The organism is Pseudomonas sp. LB3P25, from assembly GCF_054897985.1.
The window spans coordinates 5,256,470-5,272,365 of the sequence record NZ_CM142711.1 but is presented as its reverse complement, the minus strand read 5'-3'; the positions used below and the strand labels follow the sequence as shown (position 1 = coordinate 5,272,365).

Here is a 15,896-nt window from a genome sequence, read left to right as displayed (position 1 = left end):
CGACGCGAGAGACAAAAATGCCTCGGTCGATTTCGCTTTCGATCATGCGCACCCAAGCTTGGGCATCAGCTTTTGTTTCGAAGGAACTTCGGTCATCCATTGATCGGTGACTTCGAAGAGGAAATTCGGGTTTTCTGCCGGCGGCACGTCGGTAAAGCGAATGCGCCAATAGACTTTGACCAGCGCGTTTTGTGCCGTCACCTGAGGCTGCGTTTTCTCCAGCCAGGCGTGTAGCTGCGCCAGGACCGACAGGCTGTTTTGCTGTCGCCCTTCATGGCGATGTTCATCGCCGACTTCTTTTAAATCTCGCTCGATACCGTACAGCTTGTTGATCAGATTCAGGGCGATATCGGCACGCCCGGTTTTGCCCTTGGGTTGCACTTTTTGCGCCTCGACAAACTTGCGTCGCGCATGGGCCCAGCAGCCTAAACGTTCGACACCGGCCTGCGCGCCCAAGGCGTTATAGCTGGCGTAATCGTCGGTCATCAGATAGCCGCGATAACCTTCGGGCAGGCGCGACGGCACCTCTTGCGCTCGGCTGGTCGAGTAATATGACAAAGGATCACTGGCTGATTCGGTAGTCCGCCGGTTTGTACCCACATCCAGGATTGGCTAGTCGGCTCTCAATCTGGCCCTTTCATCACCTGGATACGCGTTTCGTCGCAGTGGATTACGCGACTTTTCAGCAGCCGATCACGCATCAAGTTGAGCAAGGGTTGCAGGTGTTCGCCGCACTGGATAACCCAACGTGCCAAGGTTTGTCGTGGAATATCGACGCCGTGACGACCGAGTACTTTTTCGAAGCGATGCAGTGGCAGGCCATCGACGTATTTGGTGGTCAGCAACATCGCCAACACACTGGGGCTGGCCATGCTCTTTTCGATCAATTGCGCTGACTTGTCAGCGGTGACCGGCGCGGTTTCACAGCCACGGCAGGCGTAGACCTTGAGGATGTGTTTGATCACGCGGATCTGCATCGTCACGATTTCCAGCTGCTCGCTGGTTTCTTCGCCGATGGCGTGCTTGCGGCAGTCGCAAGCCAGTGGCTGGCTGGACCACCGCCGCGCCGATCCCGCCCGTGCCGACGGATGCCGAGCTTAGGGCGGCGGCCATGGCTCAGCGCGATGCGCTTTTGTCTGTCCCTAGCGACGCCACTGCTGGCATGGCAGACGCCTACATTGCCGGCTTGCTGGATGCGGACGATACCGCGACCTTCTAGGCTTTCGCGGCTTACCAACTGGCGCGGAACTAGATCGATACCCAGTCGGGCTATCCGACCACCATCGACTGGCCTATAGCCCCGGCAAACTGAGTCTCGGATACAGGCGAGACAGCGCTTGCGTGCGATACCCCGATTGCCTGTAAATCCTTACGGAGCGAGGTGAAGATAAGGTAGCATTCCGGCCCCAACAATTTATCTTATCGCCAGGATATTAGCCTTCATGGACAGTAAGGGCATGATCGACCGCCTGACTTCGCTCCGTTTTTTCGCAGCTTTCGCCATTGTCTTGCATCACACAAAAGGATTGGTTTTTTTCAGCGAGTTCATGAATGGGGTTCCTCTTCCTATCGGGGTGAGTTTTTTACAGCAAGCTATGTGGTAGAGTCGCCAAAATTCTGATAGGTGTTAGGGATGGTCGTCAACAGCAAACCCTTCTATTTGCCGTGGATAGATGGGCTGCGCGCAATTGCTGCGTTAGCCGTAGTAGTCCACCACGGCCCTACTCTCACGGAAGAGCCTTTCGTGGGCTTTAAGAACTTTCTTGGCTGGTTTGGCGTAGATCTGTTCTTGGTGCTTAGTGCTTTTCTTTTGTCTCGTCTCCTTCAATTGGAGTACGTCGCGACAGGCACTATCGACATACGGAAGTTCTTCATAAGGCGAATTCTTAGAATCTGGCCGCTATACTTGTTTTTCATTACTGCATCACTACTTTATGGGCTCCACTATAATGTTTTGAGTGTTAGGGAGTTGAGTGGCTGGTACTTGGCGCACTTGACCTTTACACAAAACCTCGCCGCCTCAGTACATTTTTATTCGCCTTTCCCATTCGCTTCGCATCTATGGACTATCGCGCTTGAGGAGCAGGCTTATTTGGTAATGCCGATTTTCATCGCCGCGTATTTCCGCGAGATGGATTCGCGAGGGCTGGCAAAGATACTGGTGTTGTCGTCTATAGTTTTCGTGATCATAAGACTTTCGGTTGTCATGCTCGGGCGTGAACACCCATATGTTTGGGTTTCTCCGTTACGGGCAGACACGTTTCTGTTCGGTATTTATCTGGGGCTGTGTACTGGCGTTGGTATTAATACAGTGAAGCACTTCTGGCTCGCACTATCAGCCTTCGCTGGCGCCGTTTTCATTATAGGTATAGCCCTGCATCTTGGTCCGCCAGGACTATCAGACATGTCGGAAGTTATTGGTTATCCGATGATAAGCGTATTGTGTTGCCTTCTGATATTCGCGATTGATAAGTCAAATATCCCAGCAAAACTACTTTCGCTAAAGCCAATGCGGCATCTTGGGAAAATCTCCTATGGAATTTACGTGTTCCATATATTTGGGTTGTGGGTTTCGGATGAAATCATGCGTCGGGTGGGAGTGGACTCCACTCTCAGCAGACTCGCGCTCGGAATCCTGATAACCATTGGACTGGCTGATGTTTCATATCGATTGCTTGAGCGCCCATTCTTGCTTTTGAAAGAGCGCGCCACGGTTATTCAGAGCCGCCTCGCATAGCTGTATATAAACCTTTACTTCACTAGCCCGCTTTTGCGGGCTTTTTTACGCTTGGAGAAAAGTATGACCATCACCCAGCAGCAGATGCGCTGAGAACGCTGTCGCTATAACTCCCGGCTGGACCGCATACCGCAAGGCGCTACGATCGATTCTGAGCGAGCAGGCCTTGCCTGTGCAGCCTGCGTATCCGCCGGGAACCTAACACTCACGCCGTCATTCTTGAATCAGTCGCGCCACAGCGAAGCCGTCCTCGCCAAATCCGTTCCCGTTGTAGAAACACCAGGTATTTCCTTTGACGGTGATAATCGAGGTGAATGAAATGGCATTTCCATCGAAGGAGCCTGGGGTTACATCCAGGCCCATGTCGGAATCCAGACGCGTCCAATTTAGGCCGTCATCGGATTTTGCATATCCCAGTCTGTACGCGCCTACCGATATTCTTCGTATTGAATAGAAAAGGTGATATTTGCCTTCATCATCGATCGATATCCAAGGGCGGCCGAACCCGTGTTCATCTTTGTCGGTCAGATCAAGGCTGATCGTTCCTTGGGCTGGCCAATGGACGCCGTCTTCTGATTCGGCATATCGCAGCGAGTAGCGCGGGACCTGCTTGCCGGCCACTGTCTGCCATGACGACCCAGAGATGTACCACATCCGGCAACGATCACCAGAGGCGTCAACGAACCCAGCACACCGGAACATCGTTTCTTGGTCGCTTCGATCCAGTATCGGCGTGCGCTCATATCGGCTGAAGGATTCGCCGTTGTCGGTGCTGATCGCGAGGCCGGTAAAGATCTTGTAGGGGACGCTGTCAAAGCGTTCGAAGCCTGAGTAGTACATCAGCAGGCTGCCGTCTTTCGCTCGAATGACGCATGACGGCACCACTCCGTGCTCATCAAACGTCCCATGAGAGCCAACATCCATGATTGGGCTTCGCGATACGCGCAGCACCTTTCTCGGATCGCTAGCGTCGACGTCGACGTATCCAGGTCGGCCAACGTTATCTTCATCGCAGAGCGTTACGAAGACCCGGATGGTGTTGTCGTCAAGCAGGAACGGAGTGGGGACCATGCTTCGGCGCGAGCCCCACGACATATCTGCATCTGGCTTGAATACGATACCCAGCTTTTCCCACAACATGCGTCTCCCTCATTCTTATGCCGATTTGGCGCGCAGTGTAACAAATGAGAAGGCTCCATTCGAAGCGCACCGGAACCGTTCTAGGATAGCAAGACCGGCTTGTTCTGGTAGATGCGCGAGATGGACGTAACCGACCCTAATTATTCCGACTGCCGCCTTGTGCGTTTTTTTCATGCCCGGAGAAAAGCATGCCAATCGCTACGCAGCAGTTGCTGCCGATCCTCCCGAACGCCGGCCCAGTTGCCGGCGTTTTTGCATCTGAAACAAGTAGGGGGCATCAACCTTGAAACCTCATAAAACGGTATTGCGGTGTTGAAGTATTTCGCCATCTGCTCACTGACGGCGTACCCAGACCCTGCCACCGGCGCGGTGCGCCGTGGACGATCGGCCGGGGTCATACTCGCCGAGAAGTCGTTCCCGGACTTGTGTGGACCCAGGGCCCGGCAAGCGAACAATTGGTAATCGACCTTGCCTCGCGGGAGATGGCCGTATCCAAGGCAGTCATCGTGCAAATCACGCAGGGCCAGTTCAATGCATTGGTGTCGCTTCTGTACAGCGTCGGTTCGGGCAAGCAGGGTGGCCACGTTCAAGGCCTATGCCGAGTACAAGCTGGACTTGAACAAGATCGACAAGCAGTCAGGCTATCCGGCCACCATTGAGTGGCCGATAGCCCCGGCAGACTGAACCTCAGATACTAGCGAGACGGATCGAGTGAAGATAAGGTAGCATTCCGGCCCCCAACAAGTTATCGCCAGGATATTAGCTTTCATGGACAGTAAGGGCATGATCGACAGCCTGACTTCGCTCCGTTTTTTCGCAGCGTTCGCCATCGTATTGCATCACGCAGCAGGGCAAGTTTTTCCAAGCGATTTCATGAAGGGGGTTCCGCTTTATACTGGAGTGAGTTTTTTCTTTGTTTTATCAGGATTCATACTTAGCTATGTATACTCAGGAAAAATAGAGTCTATCGGTCTTTATAAGTTTTATACTTCGCGATTTGCAAGAATATGGCCTCCGCATATTTTTACGTTTGTCTTGGTTCTGGTGTTTTTTCCTGCTTATGATTGGATGATTAGCGCACATGAGGTGTGGCTGGTAGCATTGCTCAATGTATCCCTTCTCCAATCTATTGTTCCTGTGCCGGCGTACTATTTCTCGTTTAATAGCGTCTCCTGGAGCATCTCTGCAGAGATGTTCTTCTATGCTGCGTTTCCGTTGCTATTGTCAGGCCTGAATAAAAATTGGCACTTCAAATTGGTGGCTTTTCTTTTGCTGGGCGGGGTGTCCGCTTATATTATCGACCTGTCCGGTGTAAATTATTATTCTCCAGATAAATGGACTGAGTTCTCCGCGCACGGTTTGGCATATATTAGTCCGCTATTCAGGATTCAAGAGTTTTTCATGGGGATGCTGCTATTTAAGGTGTTTGACTATATTAAGGGGTGGGAGAAATTCGGGTTTGCTCTGTGTACCGCGCTTGAGGTTTTATGCGTAGCGGGTGTTATATTTTTGGCGCGGGGTATCGTTGAGGCTTCGCATTCGCTCATTGGTATTCAGAATAATGCTTCCGATGAATTCTGGTTGCACTGCGTCCTAGGATTGTTTTTTGGTTTGGTAGTGGTGTGTTTTGCCATAAACAAAGGGTTGATATCCAAAATCCTAAGGCAGCGACTGTTTGTGGTTTTAGGTGAAATAAGTTTTTCCATGTATCTGATTCATCAGCTTGTGTTCAGGTTCTATGGTGAGCATGTCCCTATGTTTGAGTCTCTACCCAAGGAAGCGATATTTCCTTTGCTTGTAACTGTTATCCTTGTATTGTCATATGGCATCTGGCGATTTGTTGAGTTGCCAGCCCAAGCTCAACTAAAGAATATGTTTTCTAAGCTGAGTCGCAAGAAAGAGAGTCAAAATTCAACTGCATTAACCTGATCGAATAATTAAAACAAACCCGCTCCGGCGGGTTTTTTTACGCGTGCGCCAGGCATGGCGCGTTGCGCGCAAGCGCAACCAGCTTGGCTGTGGTGGCCTCGCTGGTGACTTGGAGGTGAAAGTCCTCTACACACCCGGCAAGGGGAAGTGTTAGCCAGAGGCAAGGGTGTCGCGGGTGACCGCGAATCTGAAGGAAGCCCGAGGCAAAATGCTGGCCTGACGAACAGCAAGCGGATAGAGGCGGCGCAGCGGGGTAAAGGGGCGTGTTTCCCTAAAGCCCAATACTTGCACGGGACGCTGCGACGTAGATCCGACAGGCATAAGCAGGAAGGTCGCGCGAATTACCCTGGGAGATCTGCACGTTTGCCACAGTGCTACCGAGCGTCGAGAGGCGACGGGATGAACGTGCAGAAGTCAGCCGAGGCCGTAGTAAATGGCGAATAACCCCGTCACCAAGGGCCGAACAAGTTATGCCGCCAGTAGGCGTCAAAGTCTCGTTGAATACCGAAATGCAGAAATTTCTCCAAGAGAAGACTGTTACTCCGAGTCCCGGACAGTATCCGAGGATGACGGCTGACAGCGCACAGGTATCGGCGGCGTCTGTGACGTGGACGAACGCGGAGCCGGACACGCTGATGGAGCGGGTGCTTGCGCCGGCCAACCTTAGGCGTGCGTATCAACGTGTGGTCAGCAACAAGGGCGCACCAGGTGCCGATGGCATGACGGTCGACGACTTGGCGGACTACGTGAAACAGTATTGGCCGACCCTCAAGGTGAGGTTGCTGGCCGGCGAGTATCACCCGCAGGGTGTACGCGCCGTTGACATCCCCAAACCCAAAGGCGGAACACGGCAACTGGGTATTCCCAGCGTCGTGGATCGCTTGATCCAACAGGCACTGCTGCAACAGCTCACGCCAATCTTCGATCCTCTGTTCTCGGACTACAGCTACGGCTTTCGTCCGGGTAGAAGCGCTCACCAAGCCATCGAAACCGCTCGCGGCCACGTGGCAGCGGGTCACCGCTGGTGCGTGGAACTTGATCTCGAGAAGTTCTTTGATCGGGTCAACCACGATGTCCTGATGGCCTACGTGGCGCGTCAAATCGAAGACAAGCGTGTGCTCACGCTGATCCGTCGTTACCTCGAAGCGGGAACGATGTCGGGCGGACTCGTCAGCCGACGGCAGGAAGGGACGCCGCAAGGCGGCCCGCTCTCGCCGTTGCTGTCGAACATCTTGCTCAACGAACTCGACCGCGAACTGGAACGGCGAGGCCATCGCTTCGTGCGTTATGCCGACGACGCGAACATCTATGTGCGCAGTCAGCGAGCTGGCACGCGGGTGATGACCGGTGTTGAGCGTTTCCTGAATCAGCGCCTGAAACTGACGCTGAACCGGGAAAAGAGCCACGTAGCACGGCCTTGGGTCTGCGACTATCTGGGTTATGGGATGAACTGGCATCAGCAACCGAGGCTGAGAGTGGCGACGATGAGTCTGGGTCGCTTGCACGACCGGTTAAGAGACCTGCTGCGCGGGGCGCGGGGCCACAAGATGGCGAATGTCATCGAACGGATAAACCCTGTGCTGCGCGGGTGGGCAGGCTACTTCAAGCTCAGTCAGAGCAAACGGCCACTTGAGGAAATTGACGGCTGGGTGCGGCGCAAACTTCGCTGCGTCGTCTGGCGTCAATGGAAGCGGCCCTCAACGAGGGCACGTAACTTGATGCGCCTGGGGCTTAGCGAAGCTCGCGCCTGCAAATCAGCCTTCAATGGCCGAGGCCCATGGTGGAGCTCGGGAGCATCTCATATGAATCAGGCGCTGCCGAAGAAGCTATGGGATCAACTTGGGTTGGTCTCGATACTGGATACGATAAACCGGCTTAGCCGCATAGCTTGAACCGCCGTATACGGATCCGTACGTACGGTGGTGTGAGAGGACGGCGGATGTAAATCCGCCTCCTACTCGATCCGGAGAAAAGTATGCCCATCACCGCGCAGCAGCTGCTGCGGATCCTCCCGAACGCCGGAAAACGAGCCGGCGTTTTTGCGTCTGCGCTTAATCGTATGCGATCCATAAACCCCACCTGCCGTATGGCCGTGGTATGAAGTCAGGCATTCGAGTCGGATACATGCTCCACTTGAGTTCTTACCCCAAACAACCGGTCGGCTATCTGCCGACCTCGCTCCAACCCTTCAGCCGTCAACCAAATCGATTTGTTCTTGTTCACCGGATTACTGATGAAACCATGTTCATGCAATCGGTTCATGGTCTCGAAGTCGAACCCTTTCCAAGCATTGCCGTTATCAAAACTGAAGGTTGCCAATAGGGCCAGCACAGCTTCTTCAATCAGTTTATCGTCGTATTCCATGATCGTTGCTCCGCTCGTATTCTTTAAGCTCACCGTAAACCCCACCAGCCATCAAGATGGATAGCGCGTTTAACTACGCGATACCGGCGAGCAGTTCCAGGGCAGTAAAGCTTCGTAATCCTCAATCGAAAAAGCCGTCGGCAGGCGCTCAAGTGCGTGGCGCAGCCACGCATAGGGCTCCTGGCCATTGGCTTTGGCGGTCTCGACCAGGCTGTAAAGTTGGGCACTAGCCGTCGCACCTTTGGGCGTGTCGCTGAACAACCAGTTCTTTCTTCCGATCACGAAGGGCCTGATGGCTCTTTCGGCAGGGTTGTTGTCGATTGGCAAGTAGCCTTCCTCGACGTACCGCTCAAGTTTGTTCCAGTTGCTCGCCAGGTAGCTGATGGCTTTGCCTAGGGCGTTTTGAGCTGTCACCTGTGGCTGCGTCTTTTCCATCCAGCTTTTTGGCTGGGCCAACACCGGCAGGCTGTGCTCGTGACGACCGGCTTTACGCTCGCCGTCGTTGTCGGCCTTTAGGTTGCGTTCTATGCCATAAAGCTTGTTGATCAGGTTCAGCGCGATGTCGGCACGGCCCGTCTTGCCTTTGGGTTGCACTTTTTGCGCTTCGACAAATTTGCGCCGTGCATGCGCCCAGCAACCTAGACGTTCAACTCCGTCCTGCGCGCCCAGCGCGTTGTAACCGGCGTAATCATCGGTCATCACGTAACCGCGATAGCCATCAAGCAGGTGCGTCGGAACCTCCTGCGCTCGGCTGGTTGAGTAGTCGAAAAGGATCACCGGTTTGTCGGGCGGGCCACCGGTTTGCACCCACATCCAAGACTGACTGCTTGGCTCCCGATCAGGCTCTTTCAACACCTGTACCCGGGTTTCATCGCAGTGGATAACCCAGCGGGCCAAGGTCTGGCGCGGGATATCGATGCCATGGCGGCTCAGTACTTTTTCGAAACGGTGAAGCGGCAAACCGTCCACGTATTTGGTGGTCAGCAGCATCGCCAGCACGCTTGGGCTGGCCATGCTTTTTTCAATCAGTTGAGCGGGCTTGTCCGCAGTGACCGGTGCTGTTTCACAGGCACGGCAGGCGTAGACCTTACGAATGTGTTTGATCACGCGGATTTGCATCGGCACGATTTCAAGCTGCTCGCTGACCTCCTCGCCGATGGCGTGTTTGCGGCAGCCGCAGGCACAGGTCAGTTCATACTCGGACAGTTCGTGGATGACTTCGATGCGAGGGAGATCGGCCGGCAGCGGTTTGCGCTTGCCACGCCGCGGGGGCGGCGCAACAACTTCCTCTTCAGCGGCTTCATCGATGGCCGCTACGACGCTTTCCGCCTCATTGAACAGGGCCAACTGCGGTGTTGCCGGATCAGCCGTTTGCTCGGACTTACGTCCGAACAGGCGCTGACGCAGCAGTGCGTTTTCTTCTTCGAGAAAACCGACTCTGGACTGCATCTTCGCAAGCATCTGCTTGAGCAATTCAGGATCATCGGGGGAGGTTTTCGGGCATGGAAATCATGCCCTGGATTATACCGAATCAGGCCACGAATCGCGGTGTCAAAACCTGATGAGGGCGGTTGCGCCAAAGATCAAAACCATCCAGTAGCCAGTTCAGTTCCTGCACGGTCAGAACAATCGCCTCGTCAGTGGCATCGGGCGATGTTTTGAAGCGCTCGGATTCGAGGCGCTTGAGCCAGAGGCAGAAGCCGTTGCGCTCCCAATACAAAATCTTCACGCGGTTGCGCGGTTTGTTGAGGAAAACGAAAAGCACGGGGTCGAATACCGCGACTTTGATATCCAACTCGACTAGTGCGGCCAGGCCATCAATGGATTTTCGAAAGTCGACAGGCTTGGGGTAGAGATAGACTTTTTCGACTTTGGCGTCGGGTCTCATCATGGCGGGCTGGCTCCTGAGGGAATCGGGAGCACAGCATCCGGGATCAATTGAGTGCTTTGAATGTGGGGTTCATGGAGCACTTACGCTTAATCTGGCCATGGATCGGTTCCAAATCAACACTCGCCTGCGGATGGCGGCCTTCATTGCCCAGGTGGGTCATGAGTCGGGCCAGTTCCGGTATGTGCGCGAACTCGGCGGCGACCAGTACCTGAGCAAGTACGACACCGGGACGCTGGCCAAGCGGTTGGGCAATACGCCTGATGCTGACGGGGACGGGGCCAAATTTCGTGGCCGTGGATTGTTCGACCAGCGCGGCCAGGCCATCAATGGATTTTCGAAAGTCCACGGGTTTGGGGTAGAGATAGACTTTTTCGACTTTGGCATCGGGTCGCATCATGGCGGGCTGGCTCCTGAGGGAATCGGGAGCACAGCACTCGGGATCAGCTAAGCACTTTGAATGTGGGGTTCATGGAGCGCTTACCCTACTCCGGCTCAGGCGGGCTATGAACGCCGCAAGGACCAGGGCAACACTGAGGTTCGCGACGGGTTCCAATTCACGGAGCGCTTACGTCCGACATTGTCAGTAAGCGCACAACAATCAGATGTCATCGGTAGAATTTGAAAAGTATTATGCAATGAGTTGGGGGGGGCAAGGAAATACGGGGCGATTCAGCACTTCCCAGTGCCCGCTCCTCGGAGCGTAGCCGCTCCATAAACCCTGCTTCTTGGAAGGTGGGTTTATGGAGCATTTACTTTGTTTTTAGCGGTGCCCTGCACTTGTGTTAATAGGTGTTGCCCGGAACCACGGTGGTGGCGATGTGTTTGCCATCGTTGCGGCAGGCTTGAACCAACAGACGGGCAAGAATCCGTTCCTGCTCAGCTGGGGTAAGCTTCAGGTTCTTTAACGTCGACTTCCAACCGTCGGCATTAGCGAGCAACGTGCTCAAAATTGTTGGTGCCCCCCAGAATGATCCATTCACCGGGTACGGAAGGTGTTGTGACGCGGGCGCGTCGAATCCAAGAGACTGACAAAGGCTTGAAATGATGACCGCGTCGTCGGTAGCGTCATGAATGTTAGGGTCTTCCGGGAAAACCAGCCCCAGAGCGGTATCGGCTGAATCGCCGCTCAGACGACCCGCGATGATCCCCAATGCATCATACTTGCCGCCTATCATGTTTTCGATCAGGTACTGCTGATAGGTTTCCCGGTCGCTGAAATCGATGTCGATCGGGTCGGTGCTCAGGTTGATATGCGCGATCGCTGTGTAATCCAGGTAAGGAACGCTCGCCAGGTGTTTGAGGATCGCAAGTAATGGCTGATCTTCACTCACCAGTATACTCAGTACAGAGTATTGCTCTTTCTGAAGGCATTGATTGATGGTAAGGGCGGCCAGCTCGTCCGGAACAAGAATGACGACATCAATCTGGGCTGACTTTTTCACGAGAAGCTTGACGATTTGCTCGATAGAGTCGGCAGAGCGCAGGCTGATAAATATCAGCGACTTGCTATCGGTGGATGTGGTGGAATGATCTTTCCACGGAAGGTTCTTCCAGTTCCATGGTCCCTCGGGGCGGCCGGCACTCAGAAAGTGCGCCAATGGATCCTGAGCTCCGATCACCGAGGCATTCATATCCTGGTAAACGAGGGGATCAAAGCCCGGGAATAACTTGCGTCGCAACACGCCGCGCGTCCACGAGCGTACGTATCGACGAATGGCTTCAGTAGCCCCTGAAAGCTGCACACTTGCCGGTGGGTAGTAGTCTAAATCAACAACCCCGGCTTGTTGTATCGTGGCTGCGTCAACTTGCTCCTGACGGGACAGGGCTGCATTGCCCTCTGTAAGGGTGAGTAATTGTTTGACGTAACGGGACATATTGAATTCGCGTGTAGCGAGATCTCGGGCCTGTTCTCCAACCTTATCCCGGGCTTCTTTCGACGAGGCCAGTCGAATGATTTTGTCGGCTATGTTATGGGTGTCTAGATAAGGCGCGACGCACTCTTCCTGGAGGCCATTGCGCTTAAGAATGTCTGCAATACCCGTTGTCTTGTCGAAACATAGAACCGGCAGGCCCCGTACCATGGCGTCAATGGCAACGTTGGGCAATGGGTCCAAACGGGCGGTCAACAGCATCATGTCGCTCAGGGCGTAGACATGCTCAATGGCGGCTGTTTCAGAAATGATCTTGAATCGCTCCGAGATTCCGGCACGCTGGATCTGATCCTGAAGGTAAAGAGAGTACTGAGTATCCTGCTCTGGATTGTAGTTATTACCGATCCAGACAAAACGGCACTTGTGACCTATAGGTGAATTGAGTACGCGGGTCGCGCACTCGATAAACAGGTCTACACCCTTGCGAATTTGTACCCAGCCGGCCCCTAATATAACGATCGTGTCATCTTCAGGTCCATCTGGGCGCATAATCTTCTGCAACATCGCCTTCTCTGCTTCGATATGAGCCGGATCATGCGCCTCACCAGGGACAATGCTTTTGCCTTGCGCCAACACAGGAAGTTGACACGAACTTAGTTCTGGCAGTACCTGTATTGCGCTGTCGAGTGTAATATCGGCAGAAAAAACTGTTTGACTTGCCCACAGCAATGCATTTTGGATGGCCGTGCGCGGTCGAATATATACAGCGAACTCGTGGATTAAACTGATTGTCGGGATATAGCGATCAGCCAAGGGCTTGAGTGCTATATAGGATCCCAAACTATTCGCAATCGCAAATTGAAATGAATGTGCGTCGAGGAACTTGCCTATTACCCAATCGGCGAATGTCTCTTTATGGTAAAGATCTACGGGGCCGGCAACTATCGCTCCAGCGTCGATAAAAGACTTTACCAGCGGACCGCCACCCAGCAGCAGTGTCACTACATTGAATTGCGCGGTGAGTTGCTGGACGATATTCAGGCTAAGAATAGGGGCGCCAGTTCTCGAAGCTTCATGACTGATTAGCAGAATGGTGGGCTTGTCAACAGGCAGCGATTCGATGGGGTGACTCAAAGTGATAGACGGAATACGGCCAAGCAGGCCTTCGGCCTGCCCGTGATCCAAAAAGTGTCGTTCCGGATCAGCGAGCGAGGCGAGAACTGGATACATGGCCCGGTAGAAATCGGCGTTGAAGGGCTCCGTCGGTTCATAGAGCAGTCCGCCAGCGAGAACCGGCTTTTCGTCTGAGAAGGTGCGAGGGGCATGCGGTATCGATTTTGAAGAACCTAGGCGGCCTTCTTGGATACCATGGCACAGATAGTGTACGACTGCTGGGATGCCGGTCGCTTTAACATCGGGATAAGTTTCGAGGTAGTAGTTTTCGTCAAAAGCTTCTCCATTGGGAAGAATAATCGACGGGAGCCTTTTTTTAATGTCTGGTAAACTGATCAGGCGCCAGAGTCGTGAGTTAAAGAAGCGTTCCCACGAGTTGGACAGTGTTTGAATATGCTCTTGTTTCAGCCCGATTTCGCGTTGTGTCTGCTCTTCAAGAGAGCGATACTTTTGCAAGTCAGCTTCGGCCGCCACTTCGTACTCTGCTAAAGAGTCTTCCAGTTTTCCGAGATAACTCGCGAAACGGGCTTCAGAGGATTTCCATTCTTCCAGATTTATTTCCAGTTTTTTGTGCTGGGAACTTAGATCCGCCAGTTCAGATTTGAGGCGGGTGTTTTCATCGGAAAGTTTAACGATAACTGATTGGTCTTGAACTACTTGTTCGTTATTTTTCATAATCGTCTTCGGCGGTAAGATACTGTTGGATATTGTGGCGCGGTGCGCCGCTTCAGTCTCGGTCATTAGCGCTTCGATCTGCGCTTTTAAAGAAATACTTTCCAGGTTGGCATCGGCAAGTATTTTTGGTTCAATCTGGCCGTTGAGCCGTTCGCTTTCGAGGTGCTGAGCGTGACGCACGCCAGGGTCTAGAAACTCATTGATGTATTTCGATATCTCATCTTCGGTCGGCGCTGGCAGATCAAGCGCCGATGAAATGCGAAGAAGTTCCTGACGGGGATTGTTCAGCAAGTTATCGTAACCCACGATCAATCGATTCTCGGAAGTAGTGTCAGCAACCGCTTGCAGCATAGGCTCCAGCCCATTCAACGGGCTGTGTAATGCGATGACATAGCTTATGTCGAATTCGAGTTCTTTCAGCAGTTTCTGCCAGAAAGGCAATAGCTGCAGCATCAGCGGATCCTTCATGTCCCACATCGGGATGTCAGGCGCTTTGTCGGTGATGAGAGCCTTGGCTTCCTGATAAATCTCATCGATGACGGCGTCGCCATTCAGATCGACATCCAACACACGGCCCCTGCCATAGGCAGAGTCTAGCCGGCTTAACAGCTTGTTATTGACAGCAATGACGTCTCTGTCTTCCCAAAAACTGGCCGTATTATCCATACCCATCGGATGGAGGGCGTCACCAAGCTCAACGCCCATGGTGCTGAGTGCACGCGCAAGTGTGATGGTTCCGCTGCGGTGCATGCTCAGAACTATAATTATTTTCTTGGCAGTCAAATGGCTATCGTCCTTGGAAAAAATTCAGCGCTGGTAAACAGGGCGAATGCAGGAACTGAGTGCAACACGGTCATTGAATGGATGTAGGCGACATTATGCTGCATGGCAATGACGTCTTGCATCACCTCACCCATGACTTTGAGCGGGCATTTGAAGTCGAAGCGTTTTGGTGGACGCCTCGTTGATTGCATGGCAATGGCGTTCAGTGTCTCCCGGTTGCGAACCGATAAGTGCGTGCCTTTGGGCCGGTACCGGTAGATTAGAGCGTTGATATTACCATCTGCTTTCTCAATGCAACGATTGTTCAGATTACTTCGTCATGGCAAGCCTGGTGGAAGTCTGCCCACTTTTGAGCCTGATGATCTTTCAATCTTCAGTCGCTCATTTCACAAGCGAACGCTGCATCAAAGGCAAGACCATCGTAACCGCTCCACAAACCCCACATTCAAAGCGCGTAGTTGATCTCGGATGCTGTGCACCCGATTTTTTCTGGAGCCCGCCCACCATGATGCGACTCGATGCCAAAGTCAAAAAAAGTGTATCTGTCCCCCAAGCCGGTCGACTTGAGAAAATCCATCGACGGCCTGACTGCGCTGGTCGAGTTGGACATTAACGTCGCGGTATTTGACCCCGTGCTTTTCGTCTTTCTGAATCGCCCTCGTAATCTAGTGAAAATCCTTTATTGGGAGCGCAACGGCTTCTGCCTTTGGCTTAAGCGCCTAGAGTCTGAACGGTTCAAAACCTCGCCCGACGTCACTGATGAGGCGATCGTGCTGACCGTACAAGAGCTGAACGTATCGTAAGCGCTCCATGAACCCCACATTTTAAAGGTGGGGATCTATGGCTATCTTGGAATTTGCGGCGTGCAGTTCCACGGCAGCAAGGCCTCGAAGTCTTCTACGCTCGAGGCTTGTGGCAGACGCTCCAATGCGTGGCGCAGCCACGCATAGGGCTCTTGTCCGCTGGCTTTAGCCGTCTCGACCAAACTGTAAAGTTGAGCGCTGGCCATCGCGCCTTTGGGCGTATCGCTGAACAGCCAACGATGCCACCGCCAGTGCGCAGATCTACAGCTTGGTCGAAACTGCCAAGGTCAACGGCCAGGAGCCCTATACGTGGCTGCGCCACGTACTGGAGCAACTGCCGCATGCGCACGGTGGTCGACTACGAGACGTTGTTGCCGTGGAACTGCTCGCCGGACATGTCACGGTAAACGGGAAGCACATCTGGCGGTAGGTGTACTTCGTGGATTGCATACGAATAAACGACGGCGTCTCTCAGCAGCGCCGGGCGCGACCTACACCACGATAGTGTGAGCTCCTCGAAACTCGCAATA

General features: G+C 53.5%; 9 protein-coding genes and 10 pseudogenes. 10 read left to right on the top strand and 9 right to left on the bottom strand.

Features of this window, described 5'->3' with window-relative positions:
- Positions 1 to 42: 42 nt before the first annotated feature.
- A pseudogene (tnpC, locus tag ACYZTW_RS24270) lies at positions 43 to 1,040 on the bottom strand (IS66 family transposase); the annotation flags it as partial.
- Positions 1,041 to 1,042: 2 nt separating this feature from the next.
- Between tnpC (ACYZTW_RS24270) and ACYZTW_RS24265 the strand changes: the two are divergent.
- On the top strand, positions 1,043 to 1,219 hold the full coding sequence (locus ACYZTW_RS24265; protein ID WP_462002117.1) for a hypothetical protein: 177 nt from the start codon (positions 1,043 to 1,045) through the stop codon (positions 1,217 to 1,219).
- A 414-nt stretch (positions 1,220 to 1,633) separates the two neighbouring features.
- Complete coding sequence (locus ACYZTW_RS24260; RefSeq protein ID WP_462002116.1) at positions 1,634 to 2,737, top strand: acyltransferase family protein; 1,104 nt, start codon at positions 1,634 to 1,636, stop codon at positions 2,735 to 2,737.
- A 213-nt stretch (positions 2,738 to 2,950) separates the two neighbouring features.
- On the opposite strand, the gene ACYZTW_RS24255 is transcribed toward ACYZTW_RS24260, so the two are convergent.
- Positions 2,951 to 3,877, bottom strand: a complete 927-nt coding sequence (locus tag ACYZTW_RS24255; protein WP_462002115.1) for a hypothetical protein — start codon at positions 3,875 to 3,877, stop codon at positions 2,951 to 2,953.
- Positions 3,878 to 4,065: 188 nt separating this feature from the next.
- On the opposite strand from ACYZTW_RS24255, the pseudogene ACYZTW_RS24250 reads away from it, so the two are divergent.
- The 5 genes and pseudogenes from ACYZTW_RS24250 to ACYZTW_RS24230 form a co-directional block, all read left to right on the top strand.
- Positions 4,066 to 4,152 (top strand): annotated as a pseudogene (locus ACYZTW_RS24250) (glycoside hydrolase family 19 protein); the annotation flags it as partial.
- A gap of 18 nt (positions 4,153 to 4,170) precedes the next feature.
- A pseudogene (locus ACYZTW_RS24245) lies at positions 4,171 to 4,437 on the top strand (glycoside hydrolase family protein); the annotation flags it as partial.
- Between the two features lie 223 nt (positions 4,438 to 4,660).
- The gene (locus ACYZTW_RS24240; protein WP_462002114.1) at positions 4,661 to 5,806 is read left to right on the top strand and encodes an acyltransferase family protein; all 1,146 of its coding nucleotides are present in this window, start codon (positions 4,661 to 4,663) and stop codon (positions 5,804 to 5,806) included.
- Between the two features lie 470 nt (positions 5,807 to 6,276).
- Positions 6,277 to 7,698, top strand: coding sequence for a group II intron reverse transcriptase/maturase (gene ltrA, locus ACYZTW_RS24235; protein ID WP_462001834.1), 1,422 nt, complete (start codon positions 6,277 to 6,279; stop codon positions 7,696 to 7,698).
- An 83-nt stretch (positions 7,699 to 7,781) separates the two neighbouring features.
- Positions 7,782 to 7,865, top strand: a pseudogene (locus ACYZTW_RS24230) (glycoside hydrolase family 19 protein); the annotation flags it as partial.
- A 44-nt stretch (positions 7,866 to 7,909) separates the two neighbouring features.
- On the opposite strand, the gene ACYZTW_RS24225 reads toward ACYZTW_RS24230, so the two are convergent.
- The 3 genes and pseudogenes from ACYZTW_RS24225 to tnpB (ACYZTW_RS24215) form a co-directional block, all read right to left on the bottom strand.
- The gene (locus ACYZTW_RS24225) at positions 7,910 to 8,170 is read right to left on the bottom strand and encodes a DUF6429 family protein (RefSeq protein ID WP_462002113.1); all 261 of its coding nucleotides are present in this window, start codon (positions 8,168 to 8,170) and stop codon (positions 7,910 to 7,912) included.
- Positions 8,171 to 8,239: 69 nt separating this feature from the next.
- Positions 8,240 to 9,683: pseudogene (gene tnpC, locus ACYZTW_RS24220) on the bottom strand (IS66 family transposase).
- Positions 9,684 to 9,701: 18 nt separating this feature from the next.
- Positions 9,702 to 10,061, bottom strand: a complete 360-nt coding sequence (gene tnpB / locus ACYZTW_RS24215; protein WP_004883347.1) for an IS66 family insertion sequence element accessory protein TnpB — start codon at positions 10,059 to 10,061, stop codon at positions 9,702 to 9,704.
- An 85-nt stretch (positions 10,062 to 10,146) separates the two neighbouring features.
- Here tnpB (ACYZTW_RS24215) and ACYZTW_RS24210 point away from each other — a divergent pair.
- Positions 10,147 to 10,383: pseudogene (locus ACYZTW_RS24210) on the top strand (glycoside hydrolase family 19 protein); the annotation flags it as partial.
- A 3-nt stretch (positions 10,384 to 10,386) separates the two neighbouring features.
- Here the strand turns inward: ACYZTW_RS24210 and ACYZTW_RS24205 are convergent.
- The 3 genes and pseudogenes from ACYZTW_RS24205 to ACYZTW_RS24195 form a co-directional block, all read right to left on the bottom strand.
- Positions 10,387 to 10,455, bottom strand: a pseudogene (locus ACYZTW_RS24205) (IS66 family insertion sequence element accessory protein TnpB); the annotation flags it as partial.
- Between the two features lie 388 nt (positions 10,456 to 10,843).
- The gene (locus tag ACYZTW_RS24200) at positions 10,844 to 14,563 is read right to left on the bottom strand and encodes a glycosyltransferase (RefSeq protein ID WP_462002112.1); all 3,720 of its coding nucleotides are present in this window, start codon (positions 14,561 to 14,563) and stop codon (positions 10,844 to 10,846) included.
- 92 nt (positions 14,564 to 14,655) lie between these two features.
- A pseudogene (locus ACYZTW_RS24195) lies at positions 14,656 to 14,838 on the bottom strand (IS30 family transposase); the annotation flags it as partial.
- A 243-nt stretch (positions 14,839 to 15,081) separates the two neighbouring features.
- On the opposite strand from ACYZTW_RS24195, the gene tnpB (ACYZTW_RS24190) reads away from it, so the two are divergent.
- Positions 15,082 to 15,366: an IS66 family insertion sequence element accessory protein TnpB gene (gene tnpB / locus ACYZTW_RS24190; RefSeq protein ID WP_462002111.1), complete on the top strand. Its 285-nt coding sequence runs from the start codon at positions 15,082 to 15,084 to the stop codon at positions 15,364 to 15,366.
- Between the two features lie 41 nt (positions 15,367 to 15,407).
- Here tnpB (ACYZTW_RS24190) and ACYZTW_RS24185 read toward each other — a convergent pair.
- A pseudogene (locus ACYZTW_RS24185) lies at positions 15,408 to 15,602 on the bottom strand (transposase domain-containing protein); the annotation flags it as partial.
- On the opposite strand from ACYZTW_RS24185, the pseudogene ACYZTW_RS24180 reads away from it, so the two are divergent.
- A pseudogene (locus tag ACYZTW_RS24180) lies at positions 15,596 to 15,773 on the top strand (transposase domain-containing protein); the annotation flags it as partial. The pseudogenes ACYZTW_RS24185 and ACYZTW_RS24180 sit on opposite strands and share 7 nt — an antisense overlap.
- Positions 15,774 to 15,896: the final 123 nt, after the last annotated feature.